General features: G+C 48.6%; 19 protein-coding genes. 4 read left to right on the forward strand and 15 right to left on the reverse strand.

The window, feature by feature from the left end; translation table 11 throughout:
- The first annotated feature begins 34 nt into the window (after positions 1-34).
- Genes QI63_RS03800 through QI63_RS03815 form a run of 4 tightly spaced genes read left to right on the forward strand, consistent with a single transcriptional unit; the run spans position 35 to position 4,054 of the window.
- Positions 35-871, forward strand: a complete 837-nt coding sequence (locus QI63_RS03800; RefSeq protein ID WP_235619770.1) for an ABC transporter ATP-binding protein — start codon at positions 35-37, stop codon at positions 869-871.
- Positions 868-1,602, forward strand: a complete 735-nt coding sequence (locus QI63_RS03805; RefSeq protein WP_044014031.1) for an ABC transporter permease — start codon at positions 868-870, stop codon at positions 1,600-1,602. The genes QI63_RS03800 and QI63_RS03805 overlap by 4 nt, the downstream gene beginning before the upstream one ends.
- A complete protein-coding gene (locus tag QI63_RS03810) occupies positions 1,599-3,167 on the forward strand; it encodes a Gldg family protein (RefSeq protein ID WP_044014033.1) in 1,569 nt (522 codons plus the stop codon). The genes QI63_RS03805 and QI63_RS03810 overlap by 4 nt, the downstream gene beginning before the upstream one ends.
- Positions 3,164-4,054, forward strand: a complete 891-nt coding sequence (locus QI63_RS03815) for a DUF4340 domain-containing protein (protein WP_044014036.1) — start codon at positions 3,164-3,166, stop codon at positions 4,052-4,054. The genes QI63_RS03810 and QI63_RS03815 overlap by 4 nt, the downstream gene beginning before the upstream one ends.
- 50 nt (positions 4,055-4,104) lie before the next feature.
- On the opposite strand, the gene QI63_RS03820 is transcribed toward QI63_RS03815, so the two are convergent.
- The 15 genes from QI63_RS03820 to rsmI all read right to left on the reverse strand — a co-directional run bounded on the left by QI63_RS03820 (position 4,105) and on the right by rsmI (position 17,238).
- Entirely contained in the window at positions 4,105-6,339 is a 2,235-nt protein-coding gene (locus tag QI63_RS03820) for an AAA family ATPase (protein ID WP_044014038.1), read from the reverse strand.
- Entirely contained in the window at positions 6,332-7,375 is a 1,044-nt protein-coding gene (locus tag QI63_RS03825; RefSeq protein WP_044014040.1) for a hypothetical protein, read from the reverse strand. The genes QI63_RS03820 and QI63_RS03825 overlap by 8 nt, the downstream gene beginning before the upstream one ends.
- A gap of 14 nt (positions 7,376-7,389) precedes the next feature.
- Complete coding sequence (locus QI63_RS03830; protein WP_044014042.1) at positions 7,390-8,013, reverse strand: TP0733 family outer membrane beta-barrel protein; 624 nt, start codon at positions 8,011-8,013, stop codon at positions 7,390-7,392.
- 137 nt (positions 8,014-8,150) lie between these two features.
- On the reverse strand, positions 8,151-8,714 hold the full coding sequence (locus QI63_RS03835) for a hypothetical protein (RefSeq protein WP_044014044.1): 564 nt from the start codon (positions 8,712-8,714) through the stop codon (positions 8,151-8,153).
- Between the two features lie 12 nt (positions 8,715-8,726).
- Positions 8,727-9,194, reverse strand: a complete 468-nt coding sequence (locus QI63_RS03840) for a hypothetical protein (protein ID WP_235619771.1) — start codon at positions 9,192-9,194, stop codon at positions 8,727-8,729.
- A gap of 129 nt (positions 9,195-9,323) precedes the next feature.
- Entirely contained in the window at positions 9,324-9,794 is a 471-nt protein-coding gene (locus tag QI63_RS03845) for a hypothetical protein (protein ID WP_044014046.1), read from the reverse strand.
- Positions 9,791-10,813 carry an RnfABCDGE type electron transport complex subunit D gene (locus QI63_RS03850; protein WP_044014048.1) on the reverse strand — a complete coding sequence of 341 codons (1,023 nt, stop codon included), beginning with the start codon at positions 10,811-10,813 and terminating at the stop codon, positions 9,791-9,793. Before QI63_RS03850 ends, QI63_RS03845 begins: the two co-directional genes overlap by 4 nt.
- The gene (locus QI63_RS13220) at positions 10,803-11,330 is read right to left on the reverse strand and encodes a 4Fe-4S dicluster domain-containing protein (RefSeq protein WP_235619772.1); all 528 of its coding nucleotides are present in this window, start codon (positions 11,328-11,330) and stop codon (positions 10,803-10,805) included. Before QI63_RS13220 ends, QI63_RS03850 begins: the two co-directional genes overlap by 11 nt.
- A 62-nt stretch (positions 11,331-11,392) precedes the next feature.
- Positions 11,393-12,079 carry a hypothetical protein gene (locus tag QI63_RS13225; protein ID WP_235619773.1) on the reverse strand — a complete coding sequence of 229 codons (687 nt, stop codon included), beginning with the start codon at positions 12,077-12,079 and terminating at the stop codon, positions 11,393-11,395.
- On the reverse strand, positions 12,076-13,533 hold the full coding sequence (locus tag QI63_RS03860) for a hypothetical protein (RefSeq protein ID WP_044014051.1): 1,458 nt from the start codon (positions 13,531-13,533) through the stop codon (positions 12,076-12,078). Before QI63_RS03860 ends, QI63_RS13225 begins: the two co-directional genes overlap by 4 nt.
- 3 nt (positions 13,534-13,536) lie before the next feature.
- Positions 13,537-14,022, reverse strand: a complete 486-nt coding sequence (locus QI63_RS03865; protein WP_044014052.1) for a divergent PAP2 family protein — start codon at positions 14,020-14,022, stop codon at positions 13,537-13,539.
- A gap of 21 nt (positions 14,023-14,043) precedes the next feature.
- Complete coding sequence (locus tag QI63_RS03870; protein ID WP_044014054.1) at positions 14,044-14,973, reverse strand: TrmH family RNA methyltransferase; 930 nt, start codon at positions 14,971-14,973, stop codon at positions 14,044-14,046.
- A gap of 6 nt (positions 14,974-14,979) precedes the next feature.
- On the reverse strand, positions 14,980-16,128 hold the full coding sequence (locus QI63_RS03875; protein ID WP_044014056.1) for an iron-containing alcohol dehydrogenase: 1,149 nt from the start codon (positions 16,126-16,128) through the stop codon (positions 14,980-14,982).
- Between the two features lie 103 nt (positions 16,129-16,231).
- Positions 16,232-16,549 carry a flagellar biosynthesis anti-sigma factor FlgM gene (locus tag QI63_RS03880; RefSeq protein WP_235619774.1) on the reverse strand — a complete coding sequence of 106 codons (318 nt, stop codon included), beginning with the start codon at positions 16,547-16,549 and terminating at the stop codon, positions 16,232-16,234.
- A 14-nt stretch (positions 16,550-16,563) separates the two neighbouring features.
- Positions 16,564-17,238, reverse strand: coding sequence for a 16S rRNA (cytidine(1402)-2'-O)-methyltransferase (gene rsmI / locus QI63_RS03885; RefSeq protein ID WP_044017014.1), 675 nt, complete (start codon positions 17,236-17,238; stop codon positions 16,564-16,566).
- Positions 17,239-17,248: the final 10 nt, after the last annotated feature.

Genomic DNA, 17,248 nt, shown 5'->3' on the forward strand with positions numbered 1-17,248 from the left:
GCACTAAAAGTATTAAAGCTACAAGCAGTTCTTAATGGCAGAGGTGACAGTGATTATCCTTGAAGTACAGGACATCTGTAAATATTACGGCGCAGGAAAGAAGCGGCAAACCGGCTGCGAACACATCAGTTTTATCGCTGAGGCTGGAGGTATCTACTCCTTGCTCGGATTAAACGGAGCGGGAAAAAGTACGGTATTGAACAGCATCAGCGGGTACCGCCTGCCCTCTTCCGGAGACGTATCGATTTGCGGATACTCCATTTTGAACGAACCGATCGAGGCTAAACGGAATATTGGGATTTTGTATGAGCAAAACCCGCTCTATGATTCGATGACGGTGCGGGAGTTCTTGCTTTTTACGCTGCAAATGCGCGGTTTCGGTAACGGCGTACAGCAAGACCTGCTTGACGAGGCGGTTGAGTTTACCGATCTGCAAGAGGTATACACCAAACGGATTAAAGAGCTGTCGAAGGGGTACCGGCAGCGGGTAGGGCTTGCGCAAGCGATTATCCATCATCCCCGCCTCGTCCTCTTGGACGAACCCGCATCCGGCCTTGATCCGTTCCAGCTGAAAGACTTTGAAAAAAAGATACTCGCGCTATCCACGTATGCCGCGGTCATCCTGTGCACCCATCAGCTTGAACTTGCCGGACGGATATGCTCGCAGCATATTCTGCTCCACAAGGGACGGCAGATTGCCGGAGGAACACGGGCGGAACTCGCCGATCGTTTATACGAGGACTTCGGCATTGAAGAAGATGCTGCTTCCGATACGCTTTTATTCAAGACCTTTGAACAGTACGCCGGAGTTACCACCCGCGAGTTCCGTGAATCCGCCGTTTCCGAATCCGGTAAGCGGGGGCGGCGATGAATCGATTCCCGGCGTTTAAGGCGCTTTTTAACAAGGAACTACATACCCTCATATACAGCCCCGCGCTCTATGCGGCGGCGCTCGTGCTTTACCTCGGAGCGGCACTCCCGTTCGTGGGTTCAGGCTACTGGTTTTCGGCGGGGCTGTCGGACTTCCGCGCCTTTTTCCTCAATCTGCCGTTCCTGTTCTGTATTGTCATTCCTCTGCTTGCGATGAACAGCTGGGCTGATGAAAAAAAGCACGGCACCGACCGCCTCCTTGCCGCCTATCCGGTGGATAAGCGCCTGCTTGCCGCGGCAAAATATGCAGCCCTGCTCGTCTGTTTTGCAGGAGCCGCCACGCTTACGATGGTTATTCCGCTTTCGGTTATTCCGCTTGTCTATTTTGACTTTTTTCCGTTTTTTCTTTCGTATTGCGCTGTCCTCTTTTTCGGCGCAGCCTTTACCGCATGGTCGCTCGCACTTTCAAACATCTCTGCGCACACCGCCGTCAGCTTTTTACTCAGCTTTTTTACCGGTATCTTTTTTACCGCAAGCCATGTCCTTGCTCAAGTAATCCCGCTCCCGTCAGCCATTGTAAAAATACTGCGCTATTGCTCTTTTACGCTTCATTTTGAATCGGCTGCGCGCGGGATTTTCGACACTCGTGATTTCTTCTTCTATATATTGCTCATCGTTGCGGCGCAGGGGCTTTCGGTCTTTTTACTGTACGTTCAGGAGGAAAGCCGATGAAAACAAAACCGATAAACATAAAAATGCGCAGCGTAAAAGAGTACCGTATTCAAGCCCTGCTGTTGGGTGCCATTGTAGTAACGGCAGCGCTGCTCTCACAGCGGCTCTATGCTCGGCTTGATATGACGCAACAGCACACCTATTCACTTTCAGCCTATACCCGATCGATACTGAACAGCCTTGAAGGGACGGTAACAATCACGTGGTTCCGCTCGTATAATATTGACGGGTTCCTGCCGTCGCTGCAATATGTTGAAGATATCCTCGCAGAATATCAACGTACTGCGGACGGACGCTGCCTCGTGCTATACAAGGATACGGAGAAGTTTTCCCCGCAACAGCTGAATCAGCTCGGTATTGTCGCTCGGCAAATTGAGCGGAACAGCAATAATATGCAGGTACTGCAAAACCTCTATTCGGGATTACTGTGCGAATACCGCGGGGAGAGCCGCGTTATTCCGTTCCTCTCCGATATCTACACCCTTGAAGCTGATATTGCGCGTTTTATTTCCGAGATGAATCAGGATGCGCAGGGGAGAAAACTCGACCGCTCCGTTTATGTTGCGCTTCCTGAAGGCAGCGCAGAAAACGGCGTAACGGGTAATTATAAATATGTGTTGCCGTGGCTTGAGTATGCGGGTTTTGTACCGATTACGTTGACCAAACCCTACCCTGAGCTGCACCCTGAAATTCCGCTATTGGTAATCGGCTCTTCCTATTTTGATGCCGATATGCTGACGGCTGTTGATACCTTCATTAACAGGCACGGTTCCGCTGTCTTTTTTGTGTCCGCAAACACCGTGGATATCGGCGGCAGCTGGGAGGCAACACCCAAAAAGGATGACGGGCTGCTTGAACTGCTCGCCCGCTCAGGTTTTGCGGTGCAGGCTAATCTTGTGATGGATCCCGTAAACTTCCGCATGACATTACCGGCCGCCGACGGTACTCGGTACGAGCATATCAACTATCCGTTTTGGGTTCAGGTATTCCGGCAGGAGGCGGAAGCGATGCCTCCGCTGCTATCTGCAGCAAAGCCCGTGCAGTTTTTCTGGCCGTCGGAGGTTATTTGTACCGCCGCGCAGGGAAAGACGCCGCTTCCGGTGCTTGTTTCAAGCAACAGGTCGGCGCTGCAATTGCCGCCGTATAACACCGACCCGCACGGAACTCAGCTTGCCGCAGCCGCGAACGGCGAACACACAGCCTATCCGCTGGCAGCCTTCAGCGAACGGGGCGTCAATGAGGTGAGCGGTATCAGCGGCGCAGACAATGCGCGGCTCTTGGTGGTTGCGGATGAGTATTGCGTGAGTTCCGCCGTAGAATACACAAATTCCGATGCGAATTTGGACTTTATGGTGAATACCGTGTACTGGATTGCGCGGCAGGATGCGCTTTTGCAGCTGAAAAATAAACAGCCTGCGGTTTTGCCTTTCCGCTACTTTGAAAGCGATGCGGCGTTTAACCGCATTATCGCCGCCGCCCGTATCTTTAACCTTGTGCTGGTACCCATGCTGATTATCGGTGCAGGCGCCGCGCTATACATCCTCCGGCGGAGGAACCGCGCGTGAAAAAAGAAACAAAGGTTCTGTTTATCACCCTCTGCGTGCTGCTCTGCTGCTATGTGCTGAGTTTTTTACACCGGCCTTCCCGGGCGGGTGTTTTTTCGAGCAGCTTGATGCATGAACAGGATATCCGCGCGGTTGCGGAAATCCGGTTTTCTATTCCGACAAGGGCTGAACCGGTAGAGATGGGCGAAATGACACTGATTAAAGACGGCGTCCGTTTTTATCTCCGCACCGGAAACGGCAGCTATCCGGTCAGGCAGGAAATTATCGATCGTTTCTTTTCGCTGCTCGGCGCCGGACGCTCCTTTCTCCCCATATCGGCACGCCCGCAGGATTATCCCGATTACCAAATCGATGACGGACACGCTTCGCGTATTGTCTTTGTGCGGAAGGATAAAACCATCCTTTCTGAGCTCTTTTTCGGGATGACCGATACGGCCGGCGCCGGTCAATATGTACGGACGGGAACAAGCGTCAAGGTGTTTTTAATCGATAATGCGTTTGAACCTTTTTTAACGGTCGCCGCTCCCTTCTGGCTCGATTTACAGATATACGCGGCGCTTTTCCGCAGCACAGGCATCCAAGGTTTGGAGTACGGAAATCACAGCGTAATCAGGACGGAAGCGAACGGCGATGCGTTCCGTGCATTGGAAAGCTTTTTAGAAAAATTCTCCTGTATCGATATATACAGCGCGCCGCCATTGCAAAGTCCTCAAACGGTACGGGTGCGTTTAGCGTTCGGTAACGGCACGGAACTGCGCTTTTCGTTTACCCCCCTGCAAAGCGGCGACTATGTATTCTTCGACAGCCGCAGCTCAAATGCCTACCTTATCAGCGGATATACCTGCGAACAGCTGCTCCGGCATATCGATGCGATATGTAATTCGTAATGGGGATAGAAACTAAGGATTGGGTAAAACGCCGTTATGGTGGAGTTCCTCTAAAGGGAAACACTCATGTATATGACGGTGCGGGTATACACGGCAGGTTTTCTACACCGCTGTTCCAGCTGCTGAATGATTTTTTCGAGGGCACCTTCCTCCGAACCAAAAGCCTTGCGGATTGCCGTGCCGTATTCGGATTCTGCCGAGAACCATCGACCGAGTTCCGCCTGCGTTACCAGCCGCTTCTCCTGATAGTCTACTTTTTTTAAGAGTTGTACGCGGTACCCCGCTTTTTCGGCGATGTTCGCAATGGTGTTTTCCGTCCATGCGGTACGTGTATTTCGGCTGTCGGAAAAAAATGCGGCTTCGGCAGCCGCAAAACGATTTACGGATTCGTCAGACGGGAGCAGTGCCGACAGCCGGAGTCCCTGTTGCGGAAGCGCGAATGCGAAGAGGATACGCGCACCGGCGGTATGCTCTTGCGCGATACGGGAAAAGAAAGCGATAAAACCGTCCGCAGTCGCAGCGGGGTTATACGAAAGCACAACATCAAACGCCAGCTCGGGAAAAAGCGTTCTATCCTCTGACGCAGCGGATGGGGTTTCATCGAGCTGAGTAGCGGCAGGTGTTTTTTCACTAGGGTGGGTACAGGCTGGAAGCACGGTCATAATCGGACGGTTTAAAAATTCAAAGGTTTCCGCGTACCGCTGTGCGGATTGCAAGGCTTCTTGGTGTTCAAAGATTCCTGCGGTACATCCGTTAAGGGTGATACGGGTACTCGGCCACAGCAAAAGCCCCCCGTCAGCCCGGTACACCAACACGCGGTCATCGGCGGACAGGTTTGCCAGCCCGATAAGGGTGTCCCGTATCTGCTCCAGTATTTCGGCGCTGCTGCCTTCCGTCCGTGCCTGCCAATCCTCAACCGTAAAGGCATCCTTCTTTCCCTCGGCAGCTTCGTGTATGGCAGCCAGCTGGGTTTCCCGCTTTGCCAGTACCTCATTCCGTATCTTTTCTTCGTAGCCGGTGTATCCGGGTGTGTAAAATACCCTGCCGATCAGTTCGTCGGGCAGATACTGCTGCGCAATCCAGTGGTCGCGATAGGCATGGGGATACAGATAGCCTTCTCCGTGCCCGAGCGATTCTCCGTCGCGGTTTGCATCTTTCAAATGGTTCGGCACCTCGGTTTGTTCCTTTTCTACCGCCTTGAGAGCGTCAAAGAAACCGAGCGAGCTATTCGATTTAGGGCATGTCGCAAGATACAGCGCTGCATGGGTGAGGTGGTACCTGCCCTCCGGCAAACCGATACGATCAAAGGCTGCCGCCGCACTTGTAACAACGGTCAGCGCGTGAGGATCGGCAAGTCCGATATCCTCGCAAGCGGAAATAAGCATACGCCGAAAGATAAAGTGAGGGGACTCCCCTGCCCGCACCATTCGGGCAAGCCAGTAGAGCGCCGCATCGGGGTCGCTCCCTCGGATGGATTTTATAAAGGCACTGATGATATCGTAATGGTAATCGCCGTCCTTATCGTAGAGCACCGCTTTTTGCTGGATACTTTCCTCAGCGGCTTGCATGTCGATGATGATTTCCGTACCGGCAGGCGGCGGCCAGTGCTCGGTAGAGGTTTCAACGGCTAACTCAAGCGCGTTTAAGAGACTGCGGGCATCACCTGCGGCGGTTTCGACAAGATGCTCTAATGCGCCTTCGGTAAAAGAGACCTTCCATTTTCCGTAGCCCCGCTCCGTATCCTGCAAGCACCGTTCCACAGTCCGGTACAGGTCGGCATCGGTGAGCGCCTTGAGCTGAAATACCCGACTGCGGCTCACTAAGGCTTTATTCACTTCAAAAAAAGGATTTTCGGTTGTCGCGCCGATAAAGATAACGGTTCCGTTTTCTACCCACGGCAGCAAAGCATCCTGCTGTGCGCGGTTCCATCGGTGTACTTCATCGACAAAAAGAATGGTCGGTTTTCCGTAGAGTTTTTTATATTGTTCCGCCGATGCAATCGCATCGCGTATCTGCTGTACGCCTGCAAGGACAGCGTTTAAACTTAAAAAATTACTTTTGGTATGATTGGCAATGACTTGAGCAAGGGTTGTTTTTCCCGTCCCCGGCGGCCCAAAAAAGATAACGGACGAGAGCCTGTCCGCTTGGATGGCTCTCCTTAACAACCGCCCTTTTCCGACAATATGTTCCTGCCCGATATATTCATCAAGACTGCGGGGGCGCATTCGTGCAGCAAGCGGAAGCCGTTCCGCCGCCGCCGCTGCCTCGAATAAATCGTTACTCACGGTTCCATTCTATTTGACCGGGATTGTAGAAGCCCCACAAGCCGCTATATTTTGTATTGGGATCGTTTACACCGGCATAGATGACATAACCGGTACCGTTCTCAAACGCATAAATAGGATTAATCACATATTTTCCAACGCTGTTGTTATATTGAAGAATATTCCCTGGCGGGACGGAAGAATCTGCGGAACCCGCTTTAATCGATTGTGCACCCGCAAGAGTAGGCGCACTGCCGGCAAGCTTAATTTCTCCATACCCCTTTATACCGCTGATCAGTACTAAGTGTTTATTGTGCAAATAGGTAATACTTTGAGGGTTGCTTACACCATGCGCGGTACTTGTCCAATGAGTGCCGTCATAACAGTACAATTTCGTGTTGTCAACAACAAAGACGGAGTTTGCAGGTCCTTCACAAATACCCTTTAGTCCCGAAGAAGGACTACCGCTACCATTTTTCGGTGTCCCGTCATTCTTGTAAAGCCCGTTTTCCAATAAGCAGTATAAACCGGCCGCACCGACCGGCGCCTTGTCGGTAGGCGACGCCCATGCAGCCGATAACGTACTACCACCTGTAATGGTTCTTATCGTATAGGTTGTTGCATTACCGCTCTTTCTCGATTCGATTGCAAAAATAGCCCGCGATCCGAAAACAGCCTGCGCCGTTGATCCAGGCACCTTAGTCCAAGATTTAGTTCCCGGGTCGTACCAATGAATTGTAAAGGTATCGCTTTGTTCAAATGCGGCATAGAGGTTGGGGCCATCGACAGCAAGTCCTGTGCACAGACCAGAAGGGCAATCCTTCATCTCCGACCATTTTCCTGTTTTTCCCTTTTCCTTGTACCATATTTTTCCGTTTGAAGCATATAACGTATTGCTAATCTCAACTATTCCGCGGACGCGGCCTTTAACGGAAGCAGGGTTGAGTTTTACCTCCTGCTCTATCGCAGCGAATATCGGCGGGTTTTTACATGCTGATAACACGATTACAAGAGAAACCGCGAGAGTAGCGGCAAATAGTATTTTTATTTTTTTCATAGTTCTGTTCCTTTTTAGAAGTGATACCGGGCTGCAAAGCCGATATTCAAGAAATTGCCCGTACGATTAAAGCTTGAATCTTTATACCATTGCGGAACTATATCCCATGATAATTCGCCGCCGAACGACCATTCGGGGGAATACTGATAGAAAACGCCGGCTTGCGGTCTAAAGAACAAGCTGAAATACCGCGTACCGTTATAGGATTGAAAATCACCGCCGATCCCGAACGTGAGCGGAATACGGAATTTTTCGATTGCAAAGGTATATCCTGAATTGATGGTAAAGGGAATGGCAAAATAGAGATTACTGCCGCGCGTTAAATGAAAGGTAAAAGCAACATCACCGCCGATGGAAACTCCTTTCGTCAGATAGTGAGTATAACCGAGGAAGATGCTGCCGCCCGGATAAATCTTGGGGTTAATCGCAAACTTATTCGGCGAGGTATTAAAAAGCGGTATCCCCAACTGTAACCCCATGCGGATAAACTGATCGCCCTTCCGAATAGGTTCATAAACATAAGCGGCAATAGGGGCTTGCGCAGACGGTGTTTCCGGTTCTTGAGTTTCGGCAGCTTCTTGCGCAAAGGTATTCCATATCAAAACAGAAAAAAAGAAAAATAACCAACAACGTTTCATAAAGGAATTCAACTCCATCTCATTTTATAGGATTGGGCATCTCTAAAAACTCACGTATAGATTTGTAGAAGATCCCGATAAAACAATATCAAACTTGCCTTGTAAAGTATCTGTAAACAATCACCCTGTACCATAAGTTACAGAAGCGCCGGCGTTAACCATGCAACGTCCCATGCATAGAGCGCTAATGCAATCAGCCCCATACTGATTAGTAATAGCGGTGCATTTTTCCATTGCGCGCTGACATTGCTTTCCTCAACCCTCCGTCTGACGGCACAAAGCACAAACGACCAAACAAGCATACTTACTAAGGCGCTCACCAGAATAGCAATCAATTCGATATAGGTGAAAGCCTGATAGAGGGCAAAGATAACGGTACCGCCCGAAAACAAGCGCTCCCGTATCAGCCGACTTTCAGAATGTTTAAAAAATATTCGGTGTACGGTCAGATCGCACAGATATACGATTATCAATGCGGCAATCGGCGTTATACTTACGATATCGAGCGGTAATAAAATAGAAAATTCAAGCAGCCAGCTGAGTGACGCAGAAATGAGTATCACTGCACCATCCCGTAGAATAAACGGAATCACTACGCGGGTTGAACGCGCATTCATCGAAAGGCGTTCCAAACCGATACCGTGCAAAAAGACTAATGAAGCAGGAAAAGTATAAAAAAAGATCAAGGATGCAATAAACATACGGAATCTCCCCTACTGCCGGTTTCGATACGATTCATCGGTTTGGAACGGCAAAAGTTCACCCTTATGAAAACTGCGGAAAAGCCAGAGTGCAACACCGAGCATCATAAGAACACCGGCGCTGCTCCCAAAAAATTTAAGCGGTAAAGGGAACGGGATAAGCGTAATACTGAATAAGCCGGAGCGAGCAGGTAAAGAAACCGTACCGAACACCACGAGTTCCCGCAATATCGAAATAGCCGCTAAGAGAATCGAATAGAGTATCGGCATTTCAAACGGATATTGGCTTGAATCATACATACCGATGCTGATAATCAGTATATACGAAAACCCAACCATATATATGTATCTTTCAAGGCTAATTGCCATCACGGGAAAAATTACCCCTACGATTTGCGCATATAAGGCTGCCGCAAAAATAATATCAAGGTAGAGTATCATCTGAGAAAACTTATCAATTTTAAAATAAGCGATAAGCATCTTACTTACTATTCCGACAGCCAAAAGAAACCAAAATTCCGCAATAAAGATCAAACCTTCAGCAAAATGAGCTGCGAGGGGGATGACCGGACATAAACCTAAAAAAAGACAATAGATTTGTTTATCATATTACCACCACTCCCACCGCTTCATTACCGTTTCAATTTTATCTTGCTGCATTGCAACGGCTGTCTGCGTTATTCCGTAGCGCTCCGCTTGCTCCGGAAGGGCGTCAACTCCGGCGAGTCCGCAGAAGATGCAACCGATTGAGCGTTCATAAAAAAAGACAGCAGGATAAACACCGTACTTACCGGTTAGCGGGAGCATAAATACAAAAGCATCATATCCTGAATATGATGCGGACAATACCGCACGGAATGGTAACCCGGATACTCTTGAGTTACCAATGCCCGTGATTGTTATTTGTTGATCCTTAAAGCCCGGATATGCACGGCAAAGCTTTTCTGCTGCAGCGGTCAAATATTGGGCATCCGCTTTTTTCCGTAGATATGACAGCCCAAAAAATGAGGCCAAGAATACAAGCACAATTCCGGCAAGTGCGGCATATTTTTTTAAAAGGTATTTTGCAGCATCGGTCATAATGCACCTCGTCTTCTTTTATAAAAATATGCTTCGAGCCACTCGATGAGGGGGGTGAGGCAATCAACAAATAAAACGGCGAAAGGAATACCGGCCGGTATCGCACCGGGACCCGCAATACAAAAAGCTAAGATGCCGGTCAGTATACCCGTGATGAATCTCCCTTCCCATGAACGGGGAATAGAGCCGCTGTCGTTCATGACAAAAAAGGCCGAAAAAAGAGCGCCGCTCGTCAGTAGCGCAGATAATATATCACCCTGTCCGTATGCACTTGCTTGCGCTGCGGAGGGAAACAAATACACAAGCAGACCGTAAACGATCAAAAAGGTAAAAGGAAGTGTTTTATGAATCGTTTTTACTGACAGCAATACAATCGAAGAACATAACGTTAAGAGATTATAACGGAAAGCCGGTACGGCGGATGGATAATGAAGGAAAAGACTGATATACCCTTCCGGCAGCGTTACATCAACCCCGTGCAAAAATGTTGAATTAAACACGGACGTTATATATTGGTCGGCCGGTGTCTGCAACAGACCGGAACCGTCCATCGCTGCAAAAACGCTGCCGCCGGAGAGTATCCGATCGGCACTGACCGGTTGCACAAAGCAATCGGGTTTGCAGACTGCTGCAATACAGACGGCAAGCATGACCGGATTAATCCATGAGGAACCTTTTCCGCCGAAAACACCCCAGCTGAAAAAATAACTCATAAATGCGATCAAAAAGCTAAAGACGAAGCCTCCGTTAACCGGTAGAAAAAAACCGATCAACAATCCGGTTACGAGCGCATGAATATCAAAGGTACCCTTCCCTTGCATATAACCGATAAGAAAAGACGCAAGCGCTGCTGCCGCTCCGGCGGATATGACCAGAAAGATACTTGCAAAATCGTGCATAATGCCCATTGCGATAAGCTGAAGCGATAAGAGGCTCAGCACGAGTATAGCTGTCTGCCGCGCATTCATACCGGTATAGACGTAAGGCGCAGGAGCGAGCATTGTACGGTTATACGGCATAACTATCTCCTCTTGCTGCTGCCGATTTGATAATCGCGCTTAACGGAATACGTACCGGACATACTGCCGAACAACAGGCACAACCGCTGCATAATGCAATAGAACGCAGCGTTTCGGAGGTGTACCGGTCTCTTTGAATATGGCGTACCGTATCGATGGGGTCGATATATGCCGGGCAGCTCCGTAGGCATTGTCCGCAATGGCCGCATTCCTCCAGTTGTTGTTGAATATCAATATCTTTCCCGACCGCGTGGATCGATTTAATTCCCTTGCCGGCAGGTAAGTCTAAACTGTCAACCAATGTTCCGCGCAACAAACCGTTAATAATGATATGCGTATTTTTGCTTTTAAAACCGCCGCATTCTTCTATCAAGTGCCCGATCGGTGTCCCGATGCGTACTTTAATAACCTTGGTATGTTCCAATGTCTTGCCGGTAAGGAGCAAATACGTTGTCAACATCGGTTGGTTGTGCTGCACCGATTCATAAACCGACAACGCAGTCGAAGCGTCGATCACGACAGCATCTTTTTCTGCCGAACGTGTATGGGCAGTTCCTGCCGGATAGGTTTGCGGGATGGTTAGATGTGCAAGATCGCGGTCGGAAATAACGGTTCCGATTGTATCAAAAAGGGTACGGTCTTTTTTTCCGTACCTGTTTCAACGATGATTTTTGCGGCGCCCATCGCATGAGCGATAATGCCGATTCCTTCTGCAACTTCGCGGATAAAACGGTGAGCTAAAAAAGAATCCAGCATACAGGTAGGGTCTTTATCGTAAAGCATAACGGTTAGCGTTTTTAAACCGTGCTTTACCGCCGCTCTAATATCTTCTGCAAGAGAAACCGTTTCTCCTGAAGTATTCACTAAACCAGCATGGTCGAGGAAATGAATCAGCCCTATCTGATCGCTTTGCTTCCATAAGTACGGAGTACGTTGCTTCCCCAATATACCGAAGCTGCCTCCTGTTTTGATATGGAGTCCGCGGAATGAATGACCGTTTGGAAGCTGTGCGTCAACAATCCCCGAAACAATACCGGGAACCGAGGCATGAACGTGCGCCGATAAGCTATTCCCTGCACGGGCAACCATCTGCCCTTCATTCACAAAATCTCCTACGGAGACCAGCGGAAGGCTGCTCGTTTGTGTTCTAAATGCAAGCGGAACCAGCGCATATTGCGGCAGAAAAGCATTTCCCTCAAATTGGGGATCTAAGCGGATATATTTTACTTGCTGTTGTCCTCGTTTAAATCGTATAAATTCCATCATCGTATTTTGCTCATTATAATCAGAACACAGGGAAATAACAACGTGCCGAGGATAATAAAAAACGAGGCAAACGGAGTCAGTGTAGATACATATAAGGGGCGATAGGCAGCAGCAGAAAAACCGGCTTGGGCTATCAGCATCTTTTCTAGCGGAAGCAGCGCCAGCCGTTCGTTTCTTAAAGCTCGAAGAATAAACACCGTATCAAAGGAATAGATAACTCTTTCTTCACGATGCAGTTTTCCCTCTGAATTCTCATAATAGGAATCAAAGTACACCCGCATATTCGGCGTAAGCGGCTGGAGCGGTTCATGCACATTCAGGTAGGGTAAAACAGCCGTATACCAATAATCTTCTATATAGTTACTTAAATCGGGGAGATAATCTTGCGGCCGCGATGCCTGCACGGTAAAAAAGCCGGAATCGGTAAACGGAATCGGCTGCCGTGAAACCGGCTGAGGCGCATTCAATTTAGCGGCAGCGGGACTTAAACGGTTCGTTGAGAACACAAGCGGTATAATCGCAGACACCAGCAGCAAACAGCCGGTTAAAACGGTAGCAGTAATTGCATATCGTGTATTCCAGAACTGTGCCCATGATTGCGGATGCATGGCAAACAGCTTTAACGAAGGATGTTGACGGTACTGCTCCCAATACGTCTCTTTCAGCTGTAAAAAGCTGTATACGGAAAAAAGTATACTTGCCGATAACAGCAGCGCCAGCAAGAAAAAACACAAGGAAACTATTCCATCGATAGCCGCAGTCAACAGCGGGGCAGCAGGAAGAATCAGCATGAATATATTATGCTTTATCCGCTCTTTAAGCTGCTTCCACTGAATAGTCAATTCGTTTTCCAGAGCCTCCAACCAATATGCGGCAGTCAATATACTTAACAGGGCAGTTGCAGACGATAAACTGCTTTTAATACAAAAAGCGTAACAGACAAAGCTGAACGCAGCGGCAAAAAACAGCAGTTTTTTACGGGAACCGGCAATACAGTAGGCAAACAGAATAAGCGCAAGCAGCCCTTGTATCGGACTATATGGAATAGCAGCTTCAAGAAAAAAATGAGCTCGTTTACCGTAGAGCGAAAAATAGAACGAAAGGTATTTAAAAATCGAAGTATATGGAAGATACAGATATTGATATCCGCCGTCGTCATCGCGGAACCATCGGGTATAACGGCCGATATCGGTAAATGGAAAGCGTTCATGCCGGCCGGTTCCTAGTAATGAAAAGCGGTTTGAAACGGAAAACTCCGATGCAGCTCCCGATATACCGGCCTCTTCCGCAGCAGAAACATACCGTTCAATATCGTCCGAACAGGGAACCGCTGCTATCCGGTAGCCATCCCACACAGGAGCATAAAAACGGAGAGGAAAGATAATAAAAAGCAAGAGGATTCCGGTTGCGATGAACGCCGACAAGAAATATAAAAAACCGTTCAGCCGCTTCATGAGTTATACTGTATAATAGAGTGAAAAATAACTTCCGATTACAACACCGAGAATCATACCGGCAAAAACTTCAACAGGGGTATGACCTTGAACTTCTTTCACGGGCTTAAAAGGTATGTCCATTGTTTCGGCCATTTTAGCGCCTACTTCGTTTAACATTTTTGCTTGAAGTCCGCTTGAACGGCGGACGCCCATTGCGTCCCTAATAACAATCATCGCAGAAAAAATAGAAAAAATAAATAAATCCGAAGAAACGCCCTGTTTAAAACCGATTGTAGTCGAGAGAGCTGTCACAAGAGCAGAATGACTTGAGGGCATCCCTCCTGTGCGCCATACCAATAAGTCAAAAAAGACCGGCAGAGAATGTACTGATGATCCGCAAAATCCGATGAATGTTTTGATAAATTGACTCAAAAGCCAGCTTGTAATCGCCGCTAAAAAAATCGGGTTTTGAGCTACAATTTTAACTTGTGTAAAAAAAACCTGCATCTTGTGGACAGTTTTGTATAATTAACAGCTTTTGTCAAGCACCGCATCTTTTAAAGAGGCTATCCAGCATTGCATGAGGATGCCGAATGCGACTGCAACATTGAGAGAAGCTTTGATGCCCTTCATCGGAATGCTGACAATACCGGCGGAAACCCTTTTGAGAGCTTCCGCACTGAGCCCCAGTTCTTCGGAGCCGAGCAGGACAATGCCGTGCTTGGGGAAAGAAAAAGAGGTAATCGGAGTGCCGCCGGTTTCAAGCGCAAAGACGGGTAAGTCGGCAGGCAGAGCTTCAAGCGGGCAATATTCCCACGGTAGAAAGTGAGTGCACCCCATCGCCGACCGCTGCGCACGGGGCTGTTCGGGGGAAACGCAGCCCTCCGACAAGAGCAGCTTTTCCGCACCGAAAGCCTCTGCGGTACGGAATATGGAACCGAGGTTAAAGGGCGCGCGGATATCTTCGGCATACACATAGACACCCGGATAAAACGGGCGCATTACCGGAATCGCTGCCGACGGTACACCGCTCTGTGTTTCTGCATCGGGCGCTGCCGGGTTCGGCACGGTTGTATCATGCCTCGGTGTATCGATGCCATAGCGCAGCCCCGGAGCGATTAAATCCCATTCGGAAGGCTGCACACCGCTCTGCCGGTACAACGCATGGCGCAGCGTATTAAATAGTACGCGGTAATCTCCGGCGATGAGCGTTTCCGCACGTAAGGCGGACATATAGGTTTTGACGGCAGCGGTAATAGCGGAATCGGACGGATACATTGACGCAAGGTGTGTACAAAGCCCTTCGATATAAAATGAATCGCAGGAAAGAGAAACAGCCGAACACGGTAAGCCGGAAGGAACCGGAACACATTCGGCTTCAAGTATCTCAAGGATTTTAATAACCTTGCGTATCTTTTGAGTAGTAGGGAGCCGGCCAAGCTTAAAAAGCTCAATCATGCGTTATTAATACGCTTGTTTAAGCAGCTCAAACACATCGTCGCTCCGCATCGGTTTGGGGATATAGTTCATAAAACTGAGCGACACGGCGTCTTCGGAAATAGCAACCAGCTGCTCAATGGACAAACCGATATCTTTCAAACGAGTGGGCAAATTTGCTTGAGCTAAACGGCGGCGGATTTCCTCAATAGCGGCCTTTGCTACGTAAAGCGGATCGACACCGCGCGTATCGACATTCAGCATCCGCCCGATCTTTAAGAGTTTATCGAGATTCGATGTTTGCGCATTCGTAAGGATATACGGCAAAAGGATGGTTCCGACTACCGAACTTGAGATATTATAGCGACCTGCACACGCAAGTGCGATGGCGCTGCCTAATCCCGGGCTGGAAAAAGAAATACCGATGGCGGTTAAACAGGCCGCTTCCGCAATGACCGTTTCCCGGGAGGCACCCGTGGAACGTCCGTGTTGCGGATCAAGCGACAATAAAAAGCGATCGATTGCCTTTCCTAAAATCGTTTCCGACAAAAAGTTCGTTTTTGAGGAAGTATATCCTTCAAACGCAATACCGACACCTTGAAGAATAGTTGCCGTCGTTGCATTCGGTGCAAGGTTTGAATAGCAAGCGGTATCGAAAACGCAGAGCTTACAGAGATCCTTCCGCACTTTTAACAGATGAATTTTTCGTGAACGAGCGTCAACAATCGGACTGAACGGAGTAAAGGTGAACGGTTCGCGGCAAGTAGCGGGAACTTCGATAAAAGGAAGCGGTTCCGCCGTACAGGGCTTTCCTTCGATAAAATCATAGATGGAACCGCTTTCATTATACAATGAGGCAACGGCGCGGCCGACTGCAACCGGTCCCATACCGCCGGAGGCAATAACAGCATCGATAAAGACCCCGCGTGCAAGACTTAATGCATTTTCGATAATATCGGAGTCGGCGGAACGTTTTACACCGTCAAATACGAGAACGGATATTCCCCTTTCTTCCAATGCATCAATAACTTTTTTTGCAATACCGGTTTCATGCAGCAACGGATCAACAATAAATAAGAATTTTTTTCCAAACTGAACGGCTTCCGCGCCGATTTTTGCTATGGAGTAACTTCCGAGGATAATATTTGATGTAAGCTTAAAGGTAAAACTAGACATACTCGTATTCCGCCTTTATTTCAGGTTTTTCGGGAGAAAATATATTAGCGATTAAAACTGCGTTGAAACGGCACCATACAGTTTAACCGGGTGCCGCACTCTTTTAGAGACCGTAATCGTCTAATATCCTGTCAGCAACGAGTTCCAAGAGAGCATTATTTATATATGAAGGATCTGCAAGTTTTTTCTTTACCTCAGCAACCTTATCTTCACGAATGTCCGGTGCATTTCTCACCGCTTCCAATGCGATATTTGCATCTGATAATACCCGTGCTTCATTTGAAACGGAAACCGCATCGGTTTTACCGAATGCTTCAGTCCTTTGCGTCCGTTGAAGAGGTTGTACAGGTTTTACAGGATCAATTCCGTTTAGTCTATCAATCGTCATGTTTTTTCCGCCTTCCATAGCTTTTATCGGCATTTTTATCGAAAAAATTAAGCTCTTCCGGATACAAAAACCGAAAACTCGCCTTTTATCGATTGCCGCTCCTGTAATGTATGTAAAATATCCGATACCGAACCGGATAAAATTTCTTCATGCAGTTTGGTCAACTCGCGGCCGACCACTACCTGCCTCATGCTGTCAATATCGGCAATATCTTGTAAGAGCTTAATAATTCTGAACGGGGATTCGTAGAGTACGAAACCCGTTTGCATATCGAAAAGCTCCTGCAACCGCCGTTTTCTCCGCCCTTGTTTAGGGGATAAGAATCCTTCAAAAAGCACCGACGAGTCACCCGTTCCGGCAATACTGACCATAACCGCAAATGCGGATGCGCCCGGAATGGGGACGACAGGATACCCCGCCTCACGTACCAGCTTGACGAGAACGGCTCCGGGGTCGCTCAAAGCTGGAGTACCTGCATCGCTCGCATAAGCGACGTTCTTTCCGTCAGCCAATAGACCGATAATTTTCTGCGCAGCTTCCGCTTCATTCTGCGCCCTGCACGAAATAAGCGGCTTCCGTATCTCAAAATGAGTTAAAAGCCCCAGCGTGTGCCGCGTATCCTCGCAGGCAATATAGTCGGCCGTTTTGAAAATTTCCAATGCCCGTACTGTAATATCGCCTAAATTTCCAATCGGTGTTCCGACTACATATAACGATGCCACTATAAAAGTA

Source organism: Treponema sp. OMZ 838, assembly GCF_000775995.1.
GTDB lineage: Bacteria > Spirochaetota > Spirochaetia > Treponematales > Treponemataceae > Treponema.

Excerpts from the sequence above, each read along its gene's own strand:
- QI63_RS03835 (WP_044014044.1), bottom strand. The coding sequence starts at position 8,714 with ATGTTTATTGCATCCTTGATCTTTTTTTATACTTTTCCTGCTTCATTA.
- QI63_RS03870 (WP_044014054.1), bottom strand. The coding sequence starts at position 14,973 with ATGATTGAGCTTTTTAAGCTTGGCCGGCTCCCTACTACTCAAAAGATA.
- QI63_RS03880 (WP_235619774.1), bottom strand. The coding sequence starts at position 16,549 with ATGCCGATAAAAGCTATGGAAGGCGGAAAAAACATGACGATTGATAGA.
- QI63_RS03805 (WP_044014031.1), top strand. The coding sequence starts at position 868 with ATGAATCGATTCCCGGCGTTTAAGGCGCTTTTTAACAAGGAACTACAT.
- QI63_RS03845 (WP_044014046.1), bottom strand. The coding sequence starts at position 9,794 with ATGACCGATGCTGCAAAATACCTTTTAAAAAAATATGCCGCACTTGCC.
- QI63_RS03800 (WP_235619770.1), top strand. The coding sequence starts at position 35 with ATGGCAGAGGTGACAGTGATTATCCTTGAAGTACAGGACATCTGTAAA.
- QI63_RS03860 (WP_044014051.1), bottom strand. The coding sequence starts at position 13,533 with ATGAAGCGGCTGAACGGTTTTTTATATTTCTTGTCGGCGTTCATCGCA.
- QI63_RS03830 (WP_044014042.1), bottom strand. The coding sequence starts at position 8,013 with ATGAAACGTTGTTGGTTATTTTTCTTTTTTTCTGTTTTGATATGGAAT.
- QI63_RS03875 (WP_044014056.1), bottom strand. The coding sequence starts at position 16,128 with ATGTCTAGTTTTACCTTTAAGCTTACATCAAATATTATCCTCGGAAGT.
- QI63_RS03825 (WP_044014040.1), bottom strand. The coding sequence starts at position 7,375 with ATGAAAAAAATAAAAATACTATTTGCCGCTACTCTCGCGGTTTCTCTT.
- QI63_RS13225 (WP_235619773.1), bottom strand. The coding sequence starts at position 12,079 with ATGATGGAATTTATACGATTTAAACGAGGACAACAGCAAGTAAAATAT.
- QI63_RS03850 (WP_044014048.1), bottom strand. The coding sequence starts at position 10,813 with ATGCCGTATAACCGTACAATGCTCGCTCCTGCGCCTTACGTCTATACC.
- QI63_RS03840 (WP_235619771.1), bottom strand. The coding sequence starts at position 9,194 with ATGCTTATCGCTTATTTTAAAATTGATAAGTTTTCTCAGATGATACTC.
- QI63_RS03810 (WP_044014033.1), top strand. The coding sequence starts at position 1,599 with ATGAAAACAAAACCGATAAACATAAAAATGCGCAGCGTAAAAGAGTAC.
- QI63_RS03865 (WP_044014052.1), bottom strand. The coding sequence starts at position 14,022 with ATGCAGGTTTTTTTTACACAAGTTAAAATTGTAGCTCAAAACCCGATT.